This window comes from Pseudomonas sp. R28(2017), assembly GCF_002112505.1.
GTDB lineage: Bacteria > Pseudomonadota > Gammaproteobacteria > Pseudomonadales > Pseudomonadaceae > Aquipseudomonas.
Genome location: NZ_NEHW01000002.1, coordinates 146,343 through 168,583, shown reverse-complemented (window position 1 = coordinate 168,583; position 22,241 = coordinate 146,343). Strand labels below are relative to the sequence as shown.

The following is a 22,241-nucleotide window of genomic DNA, read 5'->3' as shown; positions in this document are numbered from 1 at the left end:
ACCATGACCGCCTGCGCCCACGCCGCCCCCCGCCTGCCTGCCCTGCTCGCCGCCGGCGAGACCCGCCTGTCGGCCGAGCAGATCTACCCGCGCCTGTTCGACGCGATCCTCGAGCAGCGCCTGCCGCCGGGCAGCCTGTTGCCCGAACAGGCCCTGGGCAATGCCTTCGGCGTCAGCCGCACGGTGATCCGCCGGGTGCTGGGGCGCCTGTCGGACCAGCAAGTGGTGGTGCAGCGCCCCAGCCACACCGCCCACCTGGCCGCCCCCGACCCAGAGCAGGCGCGCCAGGTGCTCAGCGCCCGGCGCCTGGCCGAAACCACCCTGATCAGCCTGGCCGCCCAGCGCGCCCGGCCGGCGCAGATCCGCCAGCTGCGCCAGTTGGTCGAGCGCGAGCGCCAGCACCACGAACGCGGCGAACGCTGCGCCGCCATCCGCCTGGGGGGCGAGTTTCACCTCAAGCTCGCCCAGGTCGCGGCCAACGCACCGCTGGCGCGCTTTCTCAACGGCCTGGTGCCGATGACCTCGTTGATCATCGCCCGCTATGAATCGCCTTGCTGCGACCACTGCGCCTGGGAGGAACACGCGGCGATCATCGATGCCGTTGAAGCCGGTGATGCGGGGGCGGCGCTGACACTGATGCATGATCATCTCGACCGCCTGGAAGACAAGCTCGACCTCGAATGACTCGCTGTGGGAGCCGCGCTTGCCGGCGATGGGCTGCACAGCAGCCACTGGCCCATCACCCTATACTCGGTTGACCACCCAGCCTCTACCCCCGGGAGGCAGCCGAGTGAGCCGACGATTGCTGGTTCTGCTGTGCCTGTTGCTGGCCATTGCCGGCTGCGCCGGCAAACGCCCGCCTGCCCCGCCCCCCGCTGCGGTGCTCGATCCCGCCACCTGGCAGCGTATCGACCAGGAGCTGATCGAGGCATCGGTCGGCGCCGCCGGCTCGGCCAACGACTATGCGCGGCGCTCGATGCGGGTGTGGAAGGAGCAGGTGCAGCAACGCACCGAACAGGACTTCATCCCCTGGTTCACCGGCTACTGGACCCAGCAATGGCTGACCATGAAGGTGGCCTGGTACAAGCTCGACAGCGGCGAGGGCCGCGAGCCTGCGGAAAAACGCCTGGCGCTGTACCTGCAGGAGCAGTACCACGAGCGGGTGATCGAACCGGTGGCCGAACAGATCAACCCCGAGGGCATCCGCGATCGTGCCTGCGAGCTGTATGTGCAACTGCTCGGGCAGCAATTGCCGGCCATCATCCAGCGCTACAATGCCGCGCCCGAAGAATTCAGCCAGCGCCTGAATCGCATCCCGGCGATCCACCTGGGGCCACCGCCCGCCCGCAATGCCACGCTGTATCAATTGCTGCGGGCCAAGTCGCTGGAGCAGCAGCCGGCCTGGCTGGCGTTGCGTGAGCACCTGCACAAGCAGGCCAGCAAAGGCCCCGGGAAAACCGACGTGGGCTTGTCGTCCGTGGCGACCAATGCCAGCGAAAAACTCGGTGCTACCCTGGCGCCACGTGGTATCGCCAGCGCCGTGGCCAGCGCGGTGGGCAAGGTCGCCGGGGCGATGATTTCGATCGCTGCGACCGGCTACGGGATCATGACCCATAACCGTGACCAGCCAGAGATGGTCGAGCAGTTGCGGGTCATCCTCAATGTCGCGCTCAACCAGGAATGGCAGGAGCTGATGGAAAACCGCCAGAGCGGCGCGCTTGCGGGGGTGTACTACCTATCGGGGCAGGTCGAGGACAGCCTGCTTGCCACCGCACCACAGCCCTCCGAGCAGCAGCAGACCCAGCAGCGGCAAGCACCGGTATCCCAGGAACCTTTGCTGATACGCCTGCCGTAGCAGACTGCCCTGGCCTCTTCGCGGGCAAGCCCGCTCCCACAGGTATTGCACAGGCCTTGATGCAGTGGAAATCCTGTGGGAGCGGGCTTGCCCGCGAAGAGGCCAAGGCAGGTTGCCTCAGGCAGCGGCCATGGCCGAAGTCGGCAAGCCAAAGATCCGGTCGAACGCCCAGTTGTAGGCGAAGGTGTAGCACGGGATCAGAATGATGAACGCCAGGTCCACCAGAAACGCCTCCACCAGGGTCATGCCCAGCCACCAGGCGATCAGCGGAATCAAGTACACCACCAAGGTCAGCTGGAAGCCGACGGCATGTGCCACCCGCCGTGCCACGCTGCGCCCACGCGTGGCCTGTCGGCTCTCCCAATACTCGAACAGGCTGTTGTAGATCAGGTTCCAGAGCATCGCGATGGTGGTGATCATCACCGCCAGCGGCCCGGTGTGCGATGCCTGGGTGTCCGACAGGTAGGCCAGCCCCATCGTCGACATGCACAGGTCGATCAGTTCATAGAAGGTCACATAGACCAGTTTACGTTTGACGCCCTGCACGGGTTACCTCATGTCTCGAAATGCAATGAGGCGCAAGGATGCTTCAATCCGCTTGACAGAAAAAGTCAGCAGCTTTCAGATTGACTGACAGGAGGCTGCCATGAATTTTTCCAGCGACAATATCCAGCTGTTTCTCGCTGTGCTCGACCGCGGCTCGTTTTCCGCCGCCGCCCGTGCCTTGCAGCGCGTACCCTCGGCGGTCAGCATGGCCATCGGCAACCTTGAGGCCGAACTGGGTTACACCCTGTTCGAACGCGGCCCACGCGAAGTTCGCGCCACCGCCCAGGCCCTGGCCCTCGAACCCCATGCGCGGCTGATCGCCGAACAGCTGGGCATGCTGCAGGTGCACGCGCTGGAGCTTTCCCAAGGCCTGGAAAGCAACCTGACCCTGGCCGTGGTCCCCGATATCGACCATCGCCCGCTGCTGGCGGCCATTGCCAGCCTCGGCGCACGCTACCCGCTGCTCGACATCCAGCTGCTCAGCGCTCCCCAGGAAGAAGCCCTGCACCTGCTCGACAGCGGCCGCGCCGACCTGTGCGTGGCCTTCGCCGGCCTGCAGGTCGATGCCCGCCGCAGCTTCCAGCACATCGGCATGGAGTCGCTGGTGGCCACCTTGTCGCCGGCCCACTTGGCCTTGCTCGAGGGGCGTATCCATTACCTCGAAGACCTGGTCAACGTGCGCCAGATCCTGGTCCGCAGCCGCGATCTGCCGCTGCTCGACCCCCGCCCGCTAATTGGTGCCACGCACTGGTCCACCGACAGTTTCGACCTGGCCCTGCAGATGGTCGAAGCCGGCCTTGGCTGGGGTGACCTGCCACTGGCCCGCGTGGCACCGCTGGTCGAGGCCGGGCGCCTGGTGCGCCTGCAATTTCGCAACACCCGCAACGAACTGCAGCTGCCGATCCATGCCTTCTGGCGCAAGCAGCAACCGCTGCGCCAGGGCGCACGCCTGCTGATCGACCTGTTGGCCGCCGGCTAGCCCACCGTCCGTCGTCCTGGCCAAAGAAAATAGGTAAGTGTTTCAACCTTTTACCGGCCGAGCCGATATCCCAGAGGACAGGCCCCGCCATCGCGCCACAAGCGTGCGGCGCCCTCCCTCTCCATGGCTCAAGGTCTCGAAACATGAACCTGAAATTTCGCCACAAGATCCTCCTCAGCGCCTGCGGTGTCGTGGTGCTGGCCTTTGCGCTGTTCACGCTCTATAACGATTATCTGCAACGCAACACCCTTCGCCAGAACATCGAATCTTCCGTGCAGCAGGCCGGTGCGCTGACCGCCAGCAGCGTGCAGAACTGGATGAGCGGGCGCATTCTGGTGCTGGAGAACCTGGCGCAGGACATTGCCGAACAAGGGGCAGGAGGCACCCTCGGCGGGCTGATCGAGCAGCCTTCCTACACGCGAAATTTCCTGTTCACCTACCTGGGCCAGGCCAATGGCGTGTTCACCCAGCGCCCTGATACTCAGATGCCGGCCGGTTACGACCCACGCCAGCGCCCGTGGTACAGCAGCGCAGCCAGCGCCGGCCAGACCGTGCTGACCGCCCCCTACCAGGGCGCAGTCGGTGGCCTGATGGTGACCATCGCGGTACCGGTGAAAAGCAAGCACAGCGGCGAGCTGATCGGCGTGGTCGGCGGCGACCTGACCCTCGACACCCTGGTCGAGATCATCAACTCGGTCGATTTCGGTGGCATCGGCCACGCCTTCCTCGCCGACAGCAGCGGCCAGGTGATCGTCAGCCCCGACAAAGACCAGCTGATGAAGAACCTCAAGGACATCTACCCCGGCAGCGGCCTGCGCGTGACCGCCGGGATGCAGGACGTCACCCTCAACGGCGAGGAACGGTTGATCTCGTTCGCCCCGGTCGCCGGCCTGCCCTCGGCACAGTGGTACATCGGCCTGTCGATCGACAAGGCCAAGGCCTACGCCGCCCTCAGCCAGTTCCGCACCTCGGCGATCATCGCCATGCTCATCGCCGTGGCCGCCATCGCCGTGCTGCTCGGCCTGCTGATCCCGGTGCTGATGCGCCCGCTGACCACCATGGGCCGCGCCATGCGCGATATCGCCGAAGGTGAAGGTGACCTGACCCGCCGCCTCGACGTGCAGCACAAGGACGAATTCGGCGAACTGGCCAGCTCGTTCAACCGCTTCGTCGAACGCATCCACACTTCGATCAGCGAAGTGTCCTCGGCCACCCGCCTGGTCCACGACCTGTCGGAAAAAGTGGTCGACGCGTCCAATGCCTCGATCATCGGCTCCGAAGAGCAAAGCATGCGCACCAACAGCGTGGCGGCGGCGATCAACCAGCTGGGCGCCGCCACGCAGGAGATCGCCCGCAATGCGGCCGATGCCTCGCAACACGCCAGCGGCGCCAGCGAGCAGGCCCACGGTGGCCGTGAAGTGGTCGAGCAGGCGATCAGCGCCATGACCGCGCTGTCGCAGCGCATCAGCGAGTCGTGCGAACAGATCGAAACCCTCAATGCCAGCACCGACGAGATCGGCAAGATCCTCGACGTGATCAAGGGCATTTCCCAGCAGACCAACCTGCTGGCGCTCAACGCCGCCATCGAGGCCGCCCGCGCCGGTGAGGCCGGGCGCGGCTTTGCCGTGGTCGCCGACGAGGTGCGCAACCTGGCCCACCGGACCCAGGAATCGGCCGAAGAGATCCACCGCATGATCACCAGCCTGCAGGTGGGCTCGCGCGAGGCGGTACACACCATGAACACCAGCCAGGTCTCGAGCGAGCAGACCGTGCAGGTGGCCAACCAGGCCGGCGAACGCCTGGCCAGCGTGACCCAGCGCATCGGCGAGATCGACGGCATGAACCAGTCGGTGGCCACGGCGACCGAGGAGCAGACGGCGGTGGTCGAGAGCCTGAACCTGGACATCACCCAGATCAACGCGCTGAACCAGCAAGGGGTGCAGAACCTCAACCAGACCCTGCAGCATTGCGATGCCCTGGCTCAGCAGGCCGGGCGCTTGAAGCAGCTGGTGGGCAGTTTCCGTATCTGAGGCCTGGGTGTAGGGCTGGGGGTTTGTGTTGGCGCTCGATTTCACAGGCGCCAGAAACCTCCAGCCAGGCACTCCCAACCCCAACCTCGGTTATAACCTAATAACGAACAAGTCTATTTGGCTATAAAAACTCCCTATATGCTGGCACCCATCCGATAACGGGCAAAGCTGGGCAGTCGAGTAGCGTATGGATGTAGGATCTTTCGGTTTCACCATTGCCGGACTGGTTGTGGGTTTCATCGTCGGCATGACCGGCGTCGGCGGCGGCTCGCTGATGACTCCGATCCTGCTGTGGTTCGGCATCAATCCGGCGACTGCCGTGGGCACCGACCTGCTGTATGCCGCCATCACCAAGGGCAGTGGCGTCTGGGTACATGCCCGCAACAAGAACATCGACTGGAAGATCACCGGCCTGCTCAGCCTCGGCAGCGTGCCGGCGGCGGCGCTGACCCTGTGGTTCCTCAGCACCCTGCACACCGACACCACGGCGTTGAACGCGATCATCAAGCAGGGCCTGGCGGTGGTGCTGATCCTCACCGCGCTGGCGATCCTGTTCAAGTCGCGCCTGCAAGCCTTCGCCAGTCGCCACGCCGGTGACCACTACCACCTCAGCGACCGCAGCCTGAACACCCTCACCGTGCTGACCGGCGTGGTACTGGGCGTCATGGTCACCCTGACCTCCATCGGTGCCGGTGCCCTGGGCACCGTGGCGCTGTTCCTGCTCTACCCGTTCCTGGCCACCCGCCGCCTGGTCGGTACCGAAATCGCCCACGCCGTGCCCCTGACCCTGGTCGCCGGTATCGGCCACGCCGGCATGGGCAACATGGACTGGTCGCTGCTGGGCTACCTGCTGCTGGGCTCGCTGCCAGGCATCTACCTGGGCAGCCACCTCACCGGGCGCATCTCCGACCGCGTGCTGCGCCCTTGCCTGGCCACCATGTTGCTGCTGATCGGCTACAAGCTGGCGTTCTGAACCGGCAACCGGCGCTTGCTCAGCCCACACGCAAGCGCCATTGCCCGGTAAAGCTCAACTCCACCCGCGACAACGGCAGCACATCGATCCGTTGCGCGACAGCCAGCGGGCACTCCAGCACCGTCACCAGCGCAGCGCGAATCACCCACGGGTGAGTCACCGCCAGCCATTCACCCGGCCTGTCGAAGGCCATCAACCAGGCCCCAACGCGTTCGCACACGTGCGCGAACGGCTCGCCGCCTGGGGGCGCGCTGAACGGATCCTCAAGCCATTGCGCCACTGCCTGCGGCTGCTCGGCCTGCAACTGCTTGAGCGGCAAGCCCTGCCAATGGCCGAGGTCACAATCAGCCAACGCGGGCTCGATCTGCACCTGCGACGAGAGCCACGCCGCTGTCTGTGCCGCACGCCGCTCCGGCGCAGCCAGCAGCTGCGTATCGGCGGCGATCGCCCACCGCTCCACGGCCAAGGGCAAGACGCCGTCCTCGGGGTGCGCCAGGCGGCCGTTTTTCTGGGCCTGGGTCAGGGCATGGCAGAGCAAGGTCAGGCGTACGGCTTTCACCAGGGCGTTCTTCACTAAAGAGTCGGGCCGACTGGTTTAACACGCCGGCCGCCTTTTTTCTGCAACCATTTTTCTGAAACAAAATCACGCCAAGGCGGAGCGCCGGGTTAGCATCACCACTCCAACTCAGGCGAATTGCCAGCAGAGCCAGACCGATGTCCACCACACCCCCCAGCCCCTTGCTGTTCGCCCTGCGCGAAGGCACCCGTGATTGCCACAAGGCGCTGGAGGCGCGCCTGCCCTTCTTCAGCCCTGGCTTCGATAGCGCGGCCTATCGTCGCCTGTTGCAAGCTTATTACGGTTTTCATACCCCCCTGGAACATCACCTGAGCGATTATCAGGGGCCCGAACGCCGCAAGACCGCGACCTTGGCCCGCGACCTGCTGGCGCTGAACCTGAGCGCAGCCGACATCGGCGCCCTGCCACAGTGCCAGGCACTGCCGGCCATCCACGACGAGGCCAGCGCCCTGGGCGTGATGTACGTGCTGGAAGGCTCGACGCTGGGTGGCCAGGTGCTCAAGCGGGCGATGGCCGAGCGCCTGGGCATCGGCCACGACAGCGGTGCTGCCTTCCTCGACGTGTACGGCGAGCTGACCGGCAGCTACTGGCGAAGCTTCCTCGAACGGCTTGGCCAGGCATCGGCCGCAGCGCCGTCGCACGCCATCACGGTACAGGCCGCCATCGACACCTTCACCCGCTTCGAAGCCTGGCTCGACCAGCGCAATGTCCTGAATTAGCGCCTGCCTTGGGGGCTATTCGGCGTTTTGCCACCATTAATTGACTGCACCGGTTCTCGTTCCTTGCTGTATCCAGTGACAACAAGGAAGTCGCTTCATGACCGATATGACACGTCGCTCGTTGGTGGGCCTGAGCCTGGCCCTGCCGTTGCTTGGCCAACCGGGCTGGGCCAGCGAGGCCCCCGTTGCACCAGGCGCCGGCCAGGGCCCGGTACGCATCAACTACAACGAAAGCCCCTGGGGCCCGAGCCCCGCTGCCCGCCAGGCTATGCGTGAGGGCATCGAGCAATGCGGGCGCTACCCGTACAAGGCACAGTACCGCCTGATCGACACCTTCGCTGCCGAGCATGGCCTGGCGTCGTCGCAGGTACAGGTGTTCTGTGGCTCGAAACTGGCCCTGCAGCACGCCGTGATGGCCTTCACCGGTCCGCGCAGCCTGGTGCTTGCCGAACCTTCCTATGAAGCGGCCGCCGAAGCCGCCAAAGGCCATGGCAGCACCGTGCACGCAGTAGCGCTGGACGCGCGCCATGCCCATGACATCGACGCCATGCTGGCGGCCGACAGTAGCCCCGGGCTGATCTACCTGTGCAACCCCAACAACCCCACCGGCACACTCACCCCGCGGCGCGATATCGAGCGCCTGCTCAAGCACGCACCGGCCGCCAGCGTGGTGCTGGTGGACGAGGCCTACATCCACTTCAGCGATGCCCAGAGCTGCATCAGCCTGGTCAAGGAGCACCCGCAACTGCTGGTGCTGCAGACGTTTTCCAAGCTCTACGGCATGGCCGGGGCGCGCCTTGGCCTGGCCATCGGCCAGGCGCCATTGCTCAAGCGCCTGGAGGTGTATGACGGCGACAACGTTGCCGCTGCATCGACCTTGCTGGCGGGGTTGGCGAGCCTGAACGATCGCCAGCTGGTGCCCCGGCGCAAGGCTGAGAACGCCCGCCTGCGCGACCACACCATCGCCTGGCTGGGCGAGCGCGGCTGGCGCTGCACAGCGTCGCAGACCAATTGCTTCATGATCGACATGCGCGGGCCGGCCCAGCCGGTGGTGGAACGGCTGGCCAAACAGGGCGTGCTGGTAGGCCGGGTGTGGCCGAGCTGGCCGAACTGGGTGCGGGTGAGTGTCGGCGATGAACAGGACATGCTGCGCTTTCGGGAAGCTTTTGCCAGGGTGACGACCTGATATGCCGGCTGGAAACTGGGGGGCGCTTTGCGGCAGTTGAAATGTACGATTTCATGTACGACCGACGGATGTTTCAAGTCGCTTCACACAATCACTGAATTCCCCAACTCGTGCTCCCAGCCTCGCTTCCTGCTCACCCTGACCCTGGTCATCTGGCAGCCCAAGGGGGTGACGATTGGCTGGGGGTATTACGTCAAGGTTGGTGTGTTGCCGACGGTGCCGGTGTTGTTGGTTACCTTGGCTGTGCGGTTGAGCATTTGAGATCGCCGGGGCCGCTGCGCGGCCCGGAAATCTCGAACCAAACCACCCTCTCAGCAACCCCTCGATACAACCTCCCGCTTCTTGATCCCAGACAAGCAGAGCAAAATATCTACGTCAAAGACGTAGGGATGCAGTATGCTAACGTTCATTGAAGCGCCACTATTCTCCAGGCAATGGCCCGACTATTGGACAGAGGAAGAGCACGGGGCATTCATGTCCTATCTCGCCAATGACCCTGACGCAGGTGCAGTGATTCCCGGCTCAGGCGGATGCCGCAAGGTACGCTGGAGCCTGGATGGCAAAGGCAAGCGAGGCGCCGTCCGTATCATCTACACCGCTCAGCTCGCCAACGGCGCTTTGGTTGCTCTGCTGATCTACTGCAAGAGCGCCACCGAGAACATACCCGCGCACGTGCTGCGCAAGATTGCGAAGGAGCTTAATCATGCCCCTGACTGAAAAAGAACTGATGCTTCGGGATGCTACTCGCAACATCGGTGAGGAATTGCTGGAATCCATCCGCGATGTGAAGGCTGGTCGCTATGGCGCTGTGCATCAAGTGGAAGTGACCGAAGCAGCGAAAGCTCGAAGCAGAACTGGACTCTCCCAGCTCAAATTTGCGGAGCTACTGGGCGTCTCGGTGCGTACGCTTCAAGAATGGGAGCAAGGCCGGCGCATGCCATCCGGGGCGGCCCGATCCCTTTTGCACATTGCGGCTTCTCGCCCGGATGTGTTTCGAGAGGTTCTTCAGGCCCGTTAATTGGCTTTCGTCCCTCGCCTCACCACCCCCTACAAAACCAGAACGGGCCGCGTCTGCGGCCCTATCAACAATCACCTATCCCAGTTCTAGGCCTTGGAGCACAGCCTCAGCCAATGCCAGGCCCTTCTCCAGCGAGTTTTCCGTTGCAATCAGCAAGCTGCGCATCGGCTCTTTCGCCTTTTCCAATGCCAGCGCATTGGTCTCGTAGGCGGCCTTCAGCGCTGCGACGGCACAGACCATTGCGTCTTCTCCATCGACTCCAGCGTGTACCGTAAACATCGGTTTGTGGGAATCGTGACAAGTGCCGAAATGGGATTCGACAGTCAGGGCGCGAGGCTTACGAGCGCTGGCCGTAACGGGGTTACCCTGAGTCATTGGCATGCCTCCTGCCGCGTAAAATAGCGAGGTTGCATTGACGAGGGGACGGAGTGATCCAAGTTGGATGGTGGATCGGGAACGATCTTCTTGAGCATGGTGCGACTCCCTGCAGCTCTCTGTAATGACGCTCCGAGCCCATACGCCAATATGGGTGGACGGAGCCGTGCGGGTTGGCGTGCCGGACAGAGAACCGGTGAGCCCGAAGGCTCCCACACACGGCCCGCCCATAACGGGTGCAGCCATGCAGAGCACCGCCACTGGATGTGGATGTGCCCGGATCTGTGACGGGACGCCAATCCCGTGCCGCAGGACTCTACTGCGGCGCGGAAAGGTACGCAATAACCGCCTCTGTGTCAAAATATTAGGAGCTTATCAAGCTTCAGGTGTAGACGAAGTACTACACTCCGCTTAGCGTCCAAAAGCAAAACCTATACATCCAAAGCTCTAACCGTGTCAGCCAAGCCTTCAAAAGGCTTCGCGAACTCATCGCGACTAACTTTCATATTGTCCAAAATATTTCCACCCTGCTCTATCTGCTCATCAGTCAAGGCGTAAACCGGAACATTGTGCTTTTGCGCCTGGGCGATTAAAGAGTTGAAGTCTGAAATATTCGCCAAATTGAATAGCTCCCTCCTACCGAGTGATTATCAAAAAGAGCCTCATCAATTGACATCCCATGCGGCTTGAGCGCCGGAACCAACACTTGGACTCATGTCGATTTCATGCACAGCATCCGTGTGGCTTAGATAGGAACAGCAAAGCCAGTGTTTTGCCATCACCCTATCCAGCCTTGAGTCACTCCATAATTGAGATAGCTAGCACCGTGCAGGTATGGTCCAAAGCTGCTCGTAAATCGTGGTATACCCTCCACTCATCAACTCCCGCCGCATCACCCACTGCGCCGCCGCCGGCACCGCCGCGCTGCGCAGTGTCCCCCTCCCCCAGCGCCCGTTGACGCCGTCGATCACCTGCATGACCCGCTCGGCCTTCACGCTCTGCGCCGGCGCGAACAGGTCGCCCGTCACCTCGTCGCGCTGGCACAGCTCCATCAGCAGCACCTCGGCCTTGCTGTAGCGAAACCCCTCGCGATACACCCGCTCCACCGCCTCCAGCGCCAGGCGGGTGAGCAGCCGCTCGTCATCGGTCGGGTACGGCAACTGCACCACCACGCCATTGGCATAGCGCGGCTCATCGGGGTTGAACATGCCGGTGCGGATGCTCACCCGCATGCGCTGCGCCAGCGAGCGCTGCTTGCGCAATTTTTCCGCCGCACGCATCACGTAGGTGGCCACCGCTTCCTTGAGTGGCGCAAGCTCGGTCAGGCGCTGGCCGAACATGCGGCTGCAGCAGATTTCCTGGCGTGGCGGGTCGACCTCTTCCAGTTGCAGGCAAGGCGTGCCGGCCAGTTCGCGGGCGGTCTTTTCCACCACCACGCTGAAGGTCTTGCGCAGCAGGCCAGGGTTGGCGCGGGACAGGTCCCAGGCGGTGCGGATACCCATCTCCTGCAGGTGTGCGGTAAGGCGTTTGCCGATGCCCCAGACCTCGGACACATCACAGCGCTTCAGCACCCGCTCGCAACGCAGCGGGTCGCGCAGATCGACTACCCAACCGCTCTGCACCGACCAGCGCTTGGCCGCGTGGTTGGCCAGCTTGGCCAGGGTCTTGGTGCCAGCGATACCGACCCCGACCGGAATGCCGGTGTGCTTGAACACCCGGGCGCGGATGTCGCGGCCAAGGCGCTCCAGGTCGCCGGGCATGCCGGCCATGTCGGCGAAGGCTTCGTCGATGGAGTACACCTCCAGCGCCGGGACCATGCCTTCGATCACCGTCATCACCCGCTGGCTCATGTCGCCATACAGCGCATAGTTGGAGGAAAACGCCACCACGCCGTGACGGCGCAGCAGGTCTTTCACCTGGAAGTACGGCTGGCCCATCTTCACCAGCGGCTTGGCCTCGGCGCTGCGGGCGACGATGCAGCCATCGTTGTTGCTGAGCACGACGATGGGCGTGCGCTGCAGGTCGGGGCGAAACACCCGCTCGCAGCTGGCGTAGAAACTGTTGCAGTCGATCAGGGCAAAAACAGGTGTGGGTTTCATCGGGCAGCACCAGCAATACTGTATTTATATACAGTTAATCACGGCAACCTGCCGAAGCCTGCAGCCACTCATCCGATTTGCATCCTGCCCACGGACTCCTACAGTTTCGAACTGTGACAACCCCGCCGAGGCTCCCGATGCGCAGCGCCGAAAAGACCGAGCAAGGCAGCACCGCCAAGGCCTTGCCGAAGATCCCCCGCAGCGTCTGGGCGCTGGGCTTCGTGTCGCTGTTCATGGACATTTCCTCGGAGATGATCCACGCCCTGCTGCCGCTGTACATGGTCACCGTGCTCGGTACGTCGGTGGTCGCCGTCGGCTTCATCGAGGGCATCGCCGAGGCCACGGCCTCGATCACCAAGGTGTTCTCCGGCGCGCTCAGCGACCGCCTGGGCAAGCGCAAGCTGCTGACGGTGCTGGGTTACGGCCTGGCGGCGCTGACCAAGCCGGTGTTCCCCATGGCCTCCGGGCTGGAGTGGCTGACGGCGGCGCGCTTCGTCGACCGTATCGGCAAGGGCATCCGCGGCGCCCCTCGCGATGCACTGGTGGCTGATGTGACGCCGCCCGAGCTGCGTGGCGCGGCATTCGGCCTGCGCCAGGCGCTGGACACCGTCGGCGCCTTCCTCGGCCCGTTGCTGGCGATCGCGCTGATGTGGCTGACGGCGAGCCAGTTCCAGACGGTGTTCTGGGTGGCGGTGATCCCGGCGTTCATCGCCGTGTACATTCTCGTCGCCTTCGTGCGCGAACCCGAGGCGTCGCCCGCTGCGCGGCCGCTGCGCTCGCCGCTGGCGCTGGATGAACTGGTGCGCCTGGGCCCGGCCTACTGGCGGCTGATCGGCCTGGCCATGGTGTTCACCCTGGCCCGTTTCAGCGAGGCGTTCCTGCTGCTGCGCGCCCAGGATATGGGCCTGGCGCCGTTGTGGGCGCCAGCAGTGCTGGTGCTCATGGCCCTGGCCTATTCGCTGTCGGCCTACCCCGCCGGTGCGCTGTCGGACCGCGTGGGCCGCCGTGGCGTGCTGATGTTTGGGCTGGGCCTGCTGGCCGCCGCCGACCTGCTGCTGGCCCTGCTACCCGGCTGGGCCGGGCTGGCACTGGGCGTGGCGGCCTGGGGCCTGCACCTGGGCTTCACCCAGGGCATCTTCGCCGCGCTGATCGCCGACAGCGCGCCGGCCAACCTGCGCGGCACGGCATTCGGCCTGTTCAACCTGCTGACCGGGGTGGCGCTGCTGGTCGCCAGCGTGGTGGCCGGGCTGCTGTGGGATGGCGCCGGGTTCCAGGCGACCTTCCTGGTCGGGGCGGGCTTTGCCGGTGCCACGCTGCTGGGTGTGATGCTGCTGCGCTGAGCCCGTTCAGGCGGCCGGGTCGTGGCTGCGTACACTGAAGGTGACCACGCCCCAGACCATGAAGTCGTCCCCCTCCATGATGTAGCGTGGCGCATAGCGGGGGTTTTCCGAGCGCAGCAGCACTTGCCCGGCAACATGCTGCAGGCGCTTGCACAATGGCTCGCCGTTGACGGCGGCAATCACGATATGGCCATGGCGCGCCTCGATCGAGCGGTCGACCAGCACCAGGTCGCCATCGAAGATACCGGCCCCCTGCATGCTGTCGCCGTCTATCCTGACCAGATAGATGTGCGGTGCGCGCAGGTTGAGCAGCTCGTCCAGCGAGATGGGCTGCTCCATGTGGTCGGCGGCTGGCGACGGAAAGCCCGCCGGGACACGGAACAGATAGCGCGGCACGGCAGCACTGCCGCCGGTGATGGGACCCAGGATGGAAGTCATGCGACGGCCTTGATAATAAACTGTATGCATATACAGTAAACGACGTTGCGAGTATCCGGTCAATTTCGCCGTAGGATATTTCGACAAGTGGGGGTACATGCCATGTGCGGACGCTTCGCCCAGTACCAGGGCCTGGCCGACTACCTGCGTGAACTGGACGCCGAACAGGACGTGATCAGCGGCTACGACAACCTGCCGATCGGCCGCTACAACGTCGCCCCCGGCAGCCGTGTGCTCATCCTGCACCAGGCCGCCGATGGCCTGCGCATCGACCCTTGCCACTGGGGGTGGGCGCCGTTCTGGGCCACGGGCAAACGGCCGGCACCGATCAACGCGCGGGTCGAGACGGTGACCACCGGCAAGTTCTTCAAGGCCCTGTGGCCGCAAGGGCGGGCCCTGGTGATGGCCGACGGCTGGTACGAATGGGTGGCCGACCCGCAGGACCCCAAGCGCAAACAGCCCTATTTCATCCGCCTGAAAAGCCAGGCGCCAATGTTCATGGCGGCGCTGGCCGAGGTGCATGCGGGGCTGGCGCCGAACGAGGGCGATGGCTTCGTCATCATCACCGCCGCCAGCGATGCGGGGATGGTCGATATCCATGACCGCCGGCCTTTGGTGCTGAGTCCAGAGCATGCCCGGGCATGGATCGACCCTGAAGTACCTGCCGAGGAAGCCGAGCGCCTGGCGCGCGAGCAGTGCTTGCCGGTGGAGGCGTTTGAATGGTTTGCGGTGGGCAAGGCAGTGGGGAATGTGCGGAATGAAGGGGCTGAGCTGATTGTGATGCTCGATGCCGAGCATCAGCCCTGAATCCTTGTTGCCAGTGCCGGCCTCTTCGCGGGCACGCCCGCTCCCACAGATACAGCACGGAGCTCAAGGCCTGTGCGGTACCTGTGGGAGCGGGCATGCCCGCGAAGAGGCCGGCACGGGTTAAGCCAATACCTCCTGCTGGCGCAGCGACCAGCCGCCCTGCCCATCCACTTCCAGCCGATGGGTATGGAAGTCGGCCAAGGTACTGCGATGCCCCACGCTCACCAGCAAGGTCTCAGGCATCTCTTTGCGCAACAGCGCGTACATCGCATGCTCCAGCCCTTCATCCATCGCCGAAGTGGACTCATCGAGGAACACCACCTGCGGCCGGTTGAACAGCACCCGGGCAAACGCCAGGCGCTGCTGCTCACCGACCGACAGAATGTTCGACCAGTCGCAACTGACCGCCAGCCGCTCGGCCAGGTGCGCCAGGTTGACCTCGCGCAGGGCCTGCTGCATGCGTGCTTCATCCTCCGGCTGGCTGTCGGCCGGGTAGGCAATGGCGGTGCGCAGGTCGCCCAGCGGCAGGTAAGGCCGTTGGGACAGGAACAACGCCTGGGTACCCAGCGGCCGCCGGACTTCGCCCTCGGCATATGGCCACAGGCCCGCCAGGGCACGCAGCAAGGTGGTCTTGCCACTGCCCGACGGCCCTTTGATCAGCAGCGCCTGGCCACCGTGCAGGCGCAGGTCGAGGTCGGCGATCAGCGCATGCCCATCCGGGCGCAGCACCTGCAGGCCGATGATATCCAGCGCCCGTGGCTGGTCTTTGGTCAGCACCCGTGGCAGTGCGCTGGCCTGGTCGTTGGCATCGAGGAAGCCGGTCAAACGGTCGAGGGTGGCGCGGTACTGGGCGAAGGTGTCGTAGGACTCACGGAAGAACGACAGCGAATCCTGCACCTGGCCGAACGCCTGGGAGGTCTGCATCACGTCACCCAGCTTGATTGCCCCGCTGAAGAAACGCGGCGCCTGGAGGATGAACGGGAACACCACCGCCACCTGGCTGACGCCGAGGTTGAAGCCGCTGAACTTGAGGTTCCGGAACACCAGCGCCCAGACGTTGACGATCAGCGCGCCAAAGCGGCCCAGCAAGGTCGCCCGCTCTACCGGCGCGCCTTGGTAGAAGGCAATGTTCTCGGCGTTCTCGCGCAGGCGCATCAGCGCATAACGGAAGTTCGCCGTGAGCTTTTCGTTGAGGAAGTTCAGGCGGATCAGCGGTTGGCCGAGACGGAAGGCAATCCAGGTGGCGATCAGCACATAGACGTACACCGCAAACACCATCGCCCGGGGGATCTCGTACCCTGCCACCGTCAGCGGCGCCGACAGGCCCCAGAGGATGCCGGTAAAGGCCACCAGCGAGACCAGCGCGCTGACCGCGCCCAGGGCCAATGACACCGAATTGGTGACGAATGCGTTGACGTCCAGCTCGATACGCTGGTCGGGGTTGTCCACCGGCTCGGCGAGGAAGCGGCCGCGGTAGTAGGCATCGCCTTTCATCCAGTCGCCCGTCAGGCGTTCGGTCAGCCACACCCGCCACTGGATGCTGAACGCCTGGGTCACATAGAAGGTGAACAGCGAACGCAGCACGTGGATGGTGGCCAGCACCGCAAACACCCCCAGCAGGTACCAGAAGGCGGTCTGGTCAAGCGCCTGCAGGGCGCTGTAGAAGCCGTTGTACCAGAACGAGAACAGCACGTTCAGGCGCACCGAGAACAGCGTCAGCACCAGCAGCAGGCCGAACACCAGCAGCGGGCGCCAGCTGCGCCGGAAGGTGAAGTAAGGCCCCGCCAGCTGCCAGAACTGGCTGCCCCAGCGCGTGTAGCGCACGGCCAGGGAGGCAGCGGCGGTGAAGCCGATGAGGGTGATGAACGAGGCGATTGCAAGCCAGCTCAGGCTCTCTTGCAGGGCCTGGTGCCAGTTCATGTCCATAGGGAATATCCGTGACGAGTGTTTCCGCGAGCGTAGCATTGCGGTGGGATTCGTCTTGCATAAATGACGGACATTTCATTTTTCCTGTACCGGCCCTTTCGCGGGCACGCCCGCTCCCACAGGTACTCCACTGCACTCAGGCCAGTGGTACTCCTGTAGGAGCGGGCGCGCCCGCGAAAGGGCCGGCACAGGCGAGCGCTAGGCCAAGGCCTCCACCACCTTGGCATCCAGCCCTTCCTGACCATGGGCGGCAATCCACTCCCCCAGCTGCCGGCGCATCGCCGGTGTCCAGAAGCTGTTCAGATGCTGCCTCACCCCCTGCACCGCCAGCTGCCGGTTCGGCTCGCTGTCGAAGTAGTGGGCGATCTGGTTGGCCATCTTGACCAGGTTGTCACTGCTCATCGGCGCACCTCGGCTTTTTCCGCAGTGCGGCGCTCCTTGAGCAGGCGCCGCTGTTCGTCACTGAAGTCCTGGTAGCGCTTCTGCCATTCCGACGGGTGGAACACCTTCACCACCTCCACTGCCGTGACCTTGTATTCGGGGCAGTTGGTGGCCCAGTCGGAGTTGTCGGTGGTGATCACGTTGGCGCCAGACTCGGGGAAGTGGAAGGTGGTGTACACCACCCCCGGCGCCACCCGTGCACTGACCTTGGCGCGCAGCACGGTCTGCCCCGCACGGCTGCCGATACCCACCCAGTCGCCGTCACGGATGCCACGGCTTTCGGCGTCGCTGGGGTGGATTTCCAGGCGGTCGGCGTCGTGCCAGGCGGTGTTGCTGGTACGCCGGGTCTGGGCGCCGACGTTGTACTGGCTGAGAATGCGCCCGGTGGTCAGCAGCAGCGGGTAGCGGCTGTTGACCTTCTCGTCGGTGGGCACATAGCCGGTCAGCATGAAGCGCCCCTTGCCGCGCACGAACTGGTCGATATGCATGGTCGGGGTGCCGTCCGGGGCGGCGTCGTTGCACGGCCATTGCAGGCTGCCGTGGCGGTCGATCTCGGCATAGCTGACGCGGTGGAAGCTCGGCGTCAGGCGGGCGATCTCGTCCATGATCTCGGCCGGGTGGCGGTAGTTCATCGGGTAGCCCAGGGCGTTGGCCAGGGCCACGGTGGCTTCCCAGTCGGCCTTGCCGGCCAGCGGTTCCATGACCTTGCGTACCCGCGAAATGCGCCGCTCGGCGTTGGTAAAGGTGCCGTCCTTCTCGAGGAACGAGCTGCCCGGCAGGAACACGTGGGCGAACTTGGCCGTCTCGTTGAGGAAGATGTCCTGCACCACCACGCACTCCATCGCCCGCAGGGCGGCGGTGACGTGCTGGGTATTGGGGTCACTCTGGGCGATGTCCTCGCCCTGGCAGTACAGCGCCTTGAAGCTGCCGTCCAGCGCCGCCTCGAACATGTTGGGGATGCGCAGGCCCGGGTCGGGCTGCAGGGTCACGCCCCAGGCCTGCTCGAACTCGGCGCGCACGCCTTCGTTGGAGATATGCCGGTAGCCGGGCAGCTCGTGGGGGAACGACCCCATGTCGCAGGAGCCCTGCACGTTGTTCTGCCCACGCAGCGGGTTCACCCCTACCCCTTCGCGGCCAATGTTGCCGGTGGCCATGGCCAGGTTGGCGATGCCCATCACCGCCGTACTGCCCTGGCTGTGCTCGGTGACACCCAGGCCGTAGTAGATCGCCGCGTTGCCGCCGGTGGCATACAGCCGGGCGGCGGCGCGGATCTGCTCGGCGGGCACGCCACAGACCGGGCCCAGGGCCTCCGGGGCGTTTTCCGGCAGGCTGACGAAGTCGCGCCAGCGGGCGAAGTCTTCGGTTTCGCAGCGGGCGTCGATGAAGCGCTGGGCCAGCAGGCCCTCGCTGACGATCACGTGGGCCAGGGCGTTGAGCATGGCCACGTTGGTACCGGGGCGCAGCTGCAGGTGCAGTTCGGCCCGGGCGTGGGGCGAGTCGACCAGGTCGATGCGCCGTGGGTCGATGACGATCAGCCGCGCACCCTGGCGCAGGCGACGCTTGAGCTGCGAGCCGAACACCGGGTGGGCGTCGGTGGGGTTGGCACCGATCACCAGGATCACGTCGGCCTGCATCACCGAGTCGAAACTCTGGGTGCCGGCTGACTCACCGAGGGTCTGCTTCAGGCCATAGCCGGTCGGCGAATGGCAAACCCGCGCGCAGGTGTCGACGTTGTTGTTGCCGAACGCCGTGCGCACCAGCTTTTGCACCAGGTAGGCTTCTTCGTTGGTACAGCGGCTGGAGGTGATGCCGCCGATGGAATCGCGCCCGTACTTGAGCTGGATGCGCCGGAACTCGCTGGCGGCGTAGGTCACCGCCTCGTCCCAGCTGACTTCCTGCCACGGGTCGTCCAGGTGCTTGCGGATCATCGGTTTGGTGATGCGGTCGGGGTGGGTGGCGTAACCCCATGCGAAGCGGCCCTTGACGCAGGCGTGGCCATGGTTGGCGCCGCCGTTCTTGTCCGGGACCATGCGCACCAGCTGGTCGCCCTTCATCTCGGCGCGGAACGAGCAACCCACGCCGCAGTAGGCGCAGGTGGTGATCACCGCCCGCTCGGGCTGGCCAAGCTGGACCAGGCTCTTCTCGGTGAGCGTCGCCGTCGGGCAGGCCTGCACGCAGGCGCCGCACGACACGCATTCGGAAGCGAGGAAATTGTCGCCGCCGGCCGCTGCCACCCGCGATTCGAAACCGCGCCCGGTGATGGTCAGGGCGAAGGTGCCCTGGATGTCTTCGCAGGCACGCACGCAGCGGCTGCAGACAATGCACTTGCTGGGTTCGTAGTCGAAATACGGGTTGGAGGTGTCCTTCTTCTCGGTGAGGTGGTTGGCGCCATCATAGCCGTAGCGCACCTCGCGCAGGCCGACCTGGCCGGCGACGGTCTGCAGCTCGCAGTTGCCGTTGGCCGAGCAGGTCAGGCAGTCCAGCGGGTGGTCGGAGATGTACAGCTCCATCACGTTGCGGCGCAGGTCGGCCAGGCGCGGGGTTTGCGTACGCACCACCATGCCTTCGCTGACTGGCGTGGTACACGAGGCCGGGTAGCCACGCATGCCGTCGATTTCCACCATGCACATGCGACACGAGCCGAAGGCTTCGAGGCTGTCGGTGGCGCACAGCTTGGGGATGCTGGTGCCAAGCAGGGCGGCGGCGCGCATCACCGAGGTGCCGGCCGGCACGCTGATGCTGCGGCCGTCGATGTTCAGGCTGACCTGCACGTCGCTTTCGCGGGCTGGCGTGCCCAAGTCGGTCTCGGGATCGAAATAGTTGATCACTGTGCGGCCTCCGTGGTGGTCAGCCCGAAATCGGCGGGGAAATACTTGAGGGCGCTGGCCACCGGGTAGGCGGTCATGCCGCCCATGGCGCACAGCGAGCCGTACTGCATGGTGTCGCACAGGTCGCGCAGCAGCAGGGCCTGGTCATGCCGCTCGCTGAAGTCGCGGGTCGCGATCAGCCGGTCGACCACCTCCATGCCGCGGGTCGAGCCGATCCGGCACGGGGTGCACTTGCCGCAGGACTCTTCGGCGCAGAACTGCAACGCGAAACGCGCCATGCTGGCCATGTTCAGGGTATCGTCGGCCACCACCACGCCGCCGTGGCCGAGCATCGCGCCCATGGCGGCGAAGGCCTCGTAGTCCAGCGGGGTATCGAAGTGGCTGGGCGGTACCCAGGCGCCGAGCGGCCCGCCGACCTGCGCGGCCTTGAGCGGGCGACCGCTGGCGGTGCCGCCGCCATAGCCTTCCACCAGCTCGCGCAGGGTCAGGCCGAAAGCGCGCTCCACCAGGCCGCCGTGGCGGATGTTGCCGGCCAGCTGGAACGGCATGGTGCCCAGCGAGCGGCCCATGCCGAAATCGCGATAGAACACCGCGCCTTCGGCCAGGATGGTTGGCACCGAGGCCAGGGTGAGCACGTTGTGCACCAGCGTCGGCAGGCCGAACAGGCCTTCGAGCGCGGGCAGCGGCGGCTTGGCGCGCACGATGCCGCGCTTGCCTTCGATGGATTCGAGCAGCGCCGTTTCCTCGCCGCAGATATAGGCACCGGCACCCACCCGCACCTGCAGCTCGAAGGCCTGGCCGCTGCCGGCCACGTCACTGCCGAGGTAACCGGCATCGCGGGCGATGGCGAGCGCCTGGTTGAGCACGCGGATGGCGTCCGGGTATTCCGAGCGCACATAGATGTAGCCTTGGTCGGCCCCGACGGCGAGGCCGGCGATGATCATGCCTTCGATCAGCAGGAAGGGGTCGCCCTCCATCAGCATGCGGTCGGCGAAGGTCCCGGAGTCGCCTTCGTCGGCATTGCACACCACGTACTTCTGCGCGGGCCTGGCCTCACGCACGGTGCGCCACTTGATCCCGGCCGGGAACGCCGCGCCGCCCCGGCCGCGCAAGCCGGAATCGAGCACGGTGGCCACCACGGCGGCGCCGTCCAGCGCCACGGCCTTCTCCAGGCCCTTGAAACCGCCGTGGGCCCGGTAGTCGTCCAGCGATAATGGGCGGGTGATGCCGGCGCGGGCGAACAACAAGCGCTGCTGGGTTTTCAGGTACGGGATTTCTTCGACCGGGCCCAGCGCCAGTGAATGGCCACCGGGTTCGCCGGCCAGCGCGTCGAGCAGCGACGGCACGTCTGCCGGGCTGACCGGGCCGAAGCCTTGGCGCCCTTGCGGGCTTTCACATTCCACCAGCGGTTCCAGCCAGTACAGGCCGCGTGAGCTGGTGCGCAGGATCTCGACCGGCAGCTGGCGCCGCTCGGCTTCCGCCTCAATGGCGCTGGCTACCTGATCGGCGCCGACCGCGCGCGCCACCGAGTCACAGGGGATGAACAACTTCAGCATGTTTCGCCCTCCAGGCAACCGTTCACCAGCGCCCGCAGGCGCTCGGGGGTGAGCCGGGCATGCACCTGGCCATCCAGTTCCAGCGCTGGCGAACAGGCGCAGGCACCCAGGCAGTACACCGGGCGCAGGCTGATGGCGCCGTCGGCGCTGGTGCCGTGATCATCCAGCGCCAGCTGTTCGCGCAGTTGCGCGGCCAAGGCTTCGCTGCCACGGCTCTGGCACGACTCGGCTCGGCACAGGCGCAGCGTGTGGCGGGCCGGCGGCGTGGTGCGGAAGTCGTGATAGAAGCTGATCACCCCGCGCACTTCGGCGAGGCTGAGGTTCAGGGCATGGGCAATTTCCGGGACGGCAGCTTCGGGGATGAAACCGACGGCGTCCTGGATGGCGTGAAGGATCGGCAACAGCGCGCCGGGGGTATCCTTCTCGCGGGTCAGGATGCTCTGGATAGCGGGCAGGTAAAGCAATTCATCAGGCATACAGCGGACCTCGGCATCACGGACCCTGCCTGATTTATTGTGGGGGGCAGGTATCCGGCGTGTTCTGCTGCG

The 22,241-nt window shown here is 65.2% G+C and carries 22 protein-coding genes and 1 pseudogene; 12 read left to right on the top strand and 11 right to left on the bottom strand.

Features of this window, described 5'->3' with window-relative positions; genetic code table 11:
- Positions 1-3: 3 nt before the first annotated feature.
- Complete coding sequence (locus CAF78_RS03555; RefSeq protein WP_085674697.1) at positions 4-684, top strand: GntR family transcriptional regulator; 681 nt, start codon at positions 4-6, stop codon at positions 682-684.
- 106 nt (positions 685-790) lie between these two features.
- Entirely contained in the window at positions 791-1,855 is a 1,065-nt protein-coding gene (locus CAF78_RS03550) for a hypothetical protein (RefSeq protein ID WP_085674699.1), read from the top strand.
- A gap of 117 nt (positions 1,856-1,972) precedes the next feature.
- Here the strand turns inward: CAF78_RS03550 and CAF78_RS03545 are convergent, their stop codons facing one another.
- Positions 1,973-2,401, bottom strand: a complete 429-nt coding sequence (locus tag CAF78_RS03545; protein ID WP_085674701.1) for a PACE efflux transporter — start codon at positions 2,399-2,401, stop codon at positions 1,973-1,975.
- Positions 2,402-2,501: 100 nt separating this feature from the next.
- Here CAF78_RS03545 and CAF78_RS03540 point away from each other — a divergent pair, with 100 nt between their 5' ends.
- From CAF78_RS03540 to CAF78_RS03530, 4 genes and pseudogenes are all read left to right on the top strand, one after another.
- Positions 2,502-3,380: a LysR family transcriptional regulator gene (locus CAF78_RS03540; protein WP_085674703.1), complete on the top strand. Its 879-nt coding sequence runs from the start codon at positions 2,502-2,504 to the stop codon at positions 3,378-3,380.
- A gap of 143 nt (positions 3,381-3,523) precedes the next feature.
- Positions 3,524-4,552, top strand: a pseudogene (gene mcpA / locus CAF78_RS28960) (methyl-accepting chemotaxis protein McpA); the annotation flags it as partial.
- Between the two features lie 117 nt (positions 4,553-4,669).
- Entirely contained in the window at positions 4,670-5,410 is a 741-nt protein-coding gene (locus tag CAF78_RS28955; RefSeq protein ID WP_371856883.1) for a methyl-accepting chemotaxis protein, read from the top strand.
- Positions 5,411-5,597: 187 nt separating this feature from the next.
- A complete protein-coding gene (locus CAF78_RS03530) occupies positions 5,598-6,383 on the top strand; it encodes a sulfite exporter TauE/SafE family protein (protein ID WP_085674707.1) in 786 nt (261 codons plus the stop codon).
- Positions 6,384-6,402: 19 nt separating this feature from the next.
- On the opposite strand, the gene CAF78_RS03525 is transcribed toward CAF78_RS03530, so the two are convergent.
- Positions 6,403-6,942, bottom strand: a complete 540-nt coding sequence (locus CAF78_RS03525; protein ID WP_085674929.1) for a histidine phosphatase family protein — start codon at positions 6,940-6,942, stop codon at positions 6,403-6,405.
- 155 nt (positions 6,943-7,097) lie between these two features.
- Here CAF78_RS03525 and CAF78_RS03520 point away from each other — a divergent pair, with 155 nt between their 5' ends.
- From CAF78_RS03520 to CAF78_RS03500, 4 genes are all read left to right on the top strand, one after another.
- Entirely contained in the window at positions 7,098-7,679 is a 582-nt protein-coding gene (locus CAF78_RS03520) for a biliverdin-producing heme oxygenase (protein WP_085674709.1), read from the top strand.
- 97 nt (positions 7,680-7,776) lie between these two features.
- On the top strand, positions 7,777-8,865 hold the full coding sequence (locus CAF78_RS03515; RefSeq protein WP_085674711.1) for a pyridoxal phosphate-dependent aminotransferase: 1,089 nt from the start codon (positions 7,777-7,779) through the stop codon (positions 8,863-8,865).
- Positions 8,866-9,339: 474 nt separating this feature from the next.
- Positions 9,340-9,582 (top strand): hypothetical protein, encoded by a 243-nt coding sequence (locus tag CAF78_RS03505; protein WP_256573840.1) that lies wholly within the window; start codon positions 9,340-9,342, stop codon positions 9,580-9,582.
- Entirely contained in the window at positions 9,569-9,883 is a 315-nt protein-coding gene (locus CAF78_RS03500) for a DNA-binding transcriptional regulator (RefSeq protein WP_085674716.1), read from the top strand. Before CAF78_RS03505 ends, CAF78_RS03500 begins: the two co-directional genes overlap by 14 nt.
- 75 nt (positions 9,884-9,958) lie before the next feature.
- Here CAF78_RS03500 and CAF78_RS03495 read toward each other — a convergent pair whose 3' ends face one another.
- From CAF78_RS03495 to CAF78_RS03485, 3 genes are all read right to left on the bottom strand, one after another.
- A complete protein-coding gene (locus tag CAF78_RS03495) occupies positions 9,959-10,258 on the bottom strand; it encodes a hypothetical protein (RefSeq protein ID WP_085674718.1) in 300 nt (99 codons plus the stop codon).
- A 431-nt stretch (positions 10,259-10,689) separates the two neighbouring features.
- Positions 10,690-10,878 carry a hypothetical protein gene (locus tag CAF78_RS03490; RefSeq protein WP_085674720.1) on the bottom strand — a complete coding sequence of 63 codons (189 nt, stop codon included), beginning with the start codon at positions 10,876-10,878 and terminating at the stop codon, positions 10,690-10,692.
- A gap of 198 nt (positions 10,879-11,076) precedes the next feature.
- A complete protein-coding gene (locus tag CAF78_RS03485) occupies positions 11,077-12,357 on the bottom strand; it encodes a Y-family DNA polymerase (protein ID WP_085674722.1) in 1,281 nt (426 codons plus the stop codon).
- A gap of 137 nt (positions 12,358-12,494) precedes the next feature.
- Here CAF78_RS03485 and CAF78_RS03480 point away from each other — a divergent pair, with 137 nt between their 5' ends.
- The gene (locus CAF78_RS03480; RefSeq protein WP_085674724.1) at positions 12,495-13,697 is read left to right on the top strand and encodes an MFS transporter; all 1,203 of its coding nucleotides are present in this window, start codon (positions 12,495-12,497) and stop codon (positions 13,695-13,697) included.
- Positions 13,698-13,703: 6 nt separating this feature from the next.
- Here CAF78_RS03480 and CAF78_RS03475 read toward each other — a convergent pair whose 3' ends face one another.
- Positions 13,704-14,135, bottom strand: a complete 432-nt coding sequence (locus CAF78_RS03475) for a LexA family transcriptional regulator (protein WP_085674726.1) — start codon at positions 14,133-14,135, stop codon at positions 13,704-13,706.
- A gap of 102 nt (positions 14,136-14,237) precedes the next feature.
- Here CAF78_RS03475 and CAF78_RS03470 point away from each other — a divergent pair, with 102 nt between their 5' ends.
- Positions 14,238-14,942, top strand: coding sequence for an SOS response-associated peptidase family protein (locus CAF78_RS03470; protein ID WP_085674728.1), 705 nt, complete (start codon positions 14,238-14,240; stop codon positions 14,940-14,942).
- Positions 14,943-15,062: 120 nt separating this feature from the next.
- On the opposite strand, the gene CAF78_RS03465 is transcribed toward CAF78_RS03470, so the two are convergent.
- From CAF78_RS03465 to CAF78_RS03445, 5 genes are all read right to left on the bottom strand, one after another.
- Entirely contained in the window at positions 15,063-16,868 is a 1,806-nt protein-coding gene (locus CAF78_RS03465; protein WP_085674729.1) for an ABC transporter ATP-binding protein/permease, read from the bottom strand.
- A gap of 198 nt (positions 16,869-17,066) precedes the next feature.
- Positions 17,067-17,270, bottom strand: coding sequence for a formate dehydrogenase subunit delta (locus CAF78_RS03460; RefSeq protein WP_085674731.1), 204 nt, complete (start codon positions 17,268-17,270; stop codon positions 17,067-17,069).
- Positions 17,267-20,137, bottom strand: a complete 2,871-nt coding sequence (gene fdhF, locus CAF78_RS03455; protein WP_085674733.1) for a formate dehydrogenase subunit alpha — start codon at positions 20,135-20,137, stop codon at positions 17,267-17,269. The genes CAF78_RS03460 and fdhF overlap by 4 nt, the downstream gene beginning before the upstream one ends.
- A complete protein-coding gene (locus CAF78_RS03450) occupies positions 20,134-21,693 on the bottom strand; it encodes an NADH-quinone oxidoreductase subunit NuoF (RefSeq protein WP_085674734.1) in 1,560 nt (519 codons plus the stop codon). Before CAF78_RS03450 ends, fdhF begins: the two co-directional genes overlap by 4 nt.
- The gene (locus tag CAF78_RS03445; protein WP_085674736.1) at positions 21,687-22,169 is read right to left on the bottom strand and encodes a formate dehydrogenase subunit gamma; all 483 of its coding nucleotides are present in this window, start codon (positions 22,167-22,169) and stop codon (positions 21,687-21,689) included. Before CAF78_RS03445 ends, CAF78_RS03450 begins: the two co-directional genes overlap by 7 nt.
- Positions 22,170-22,241: the final 72 nt, after the last annotated feature.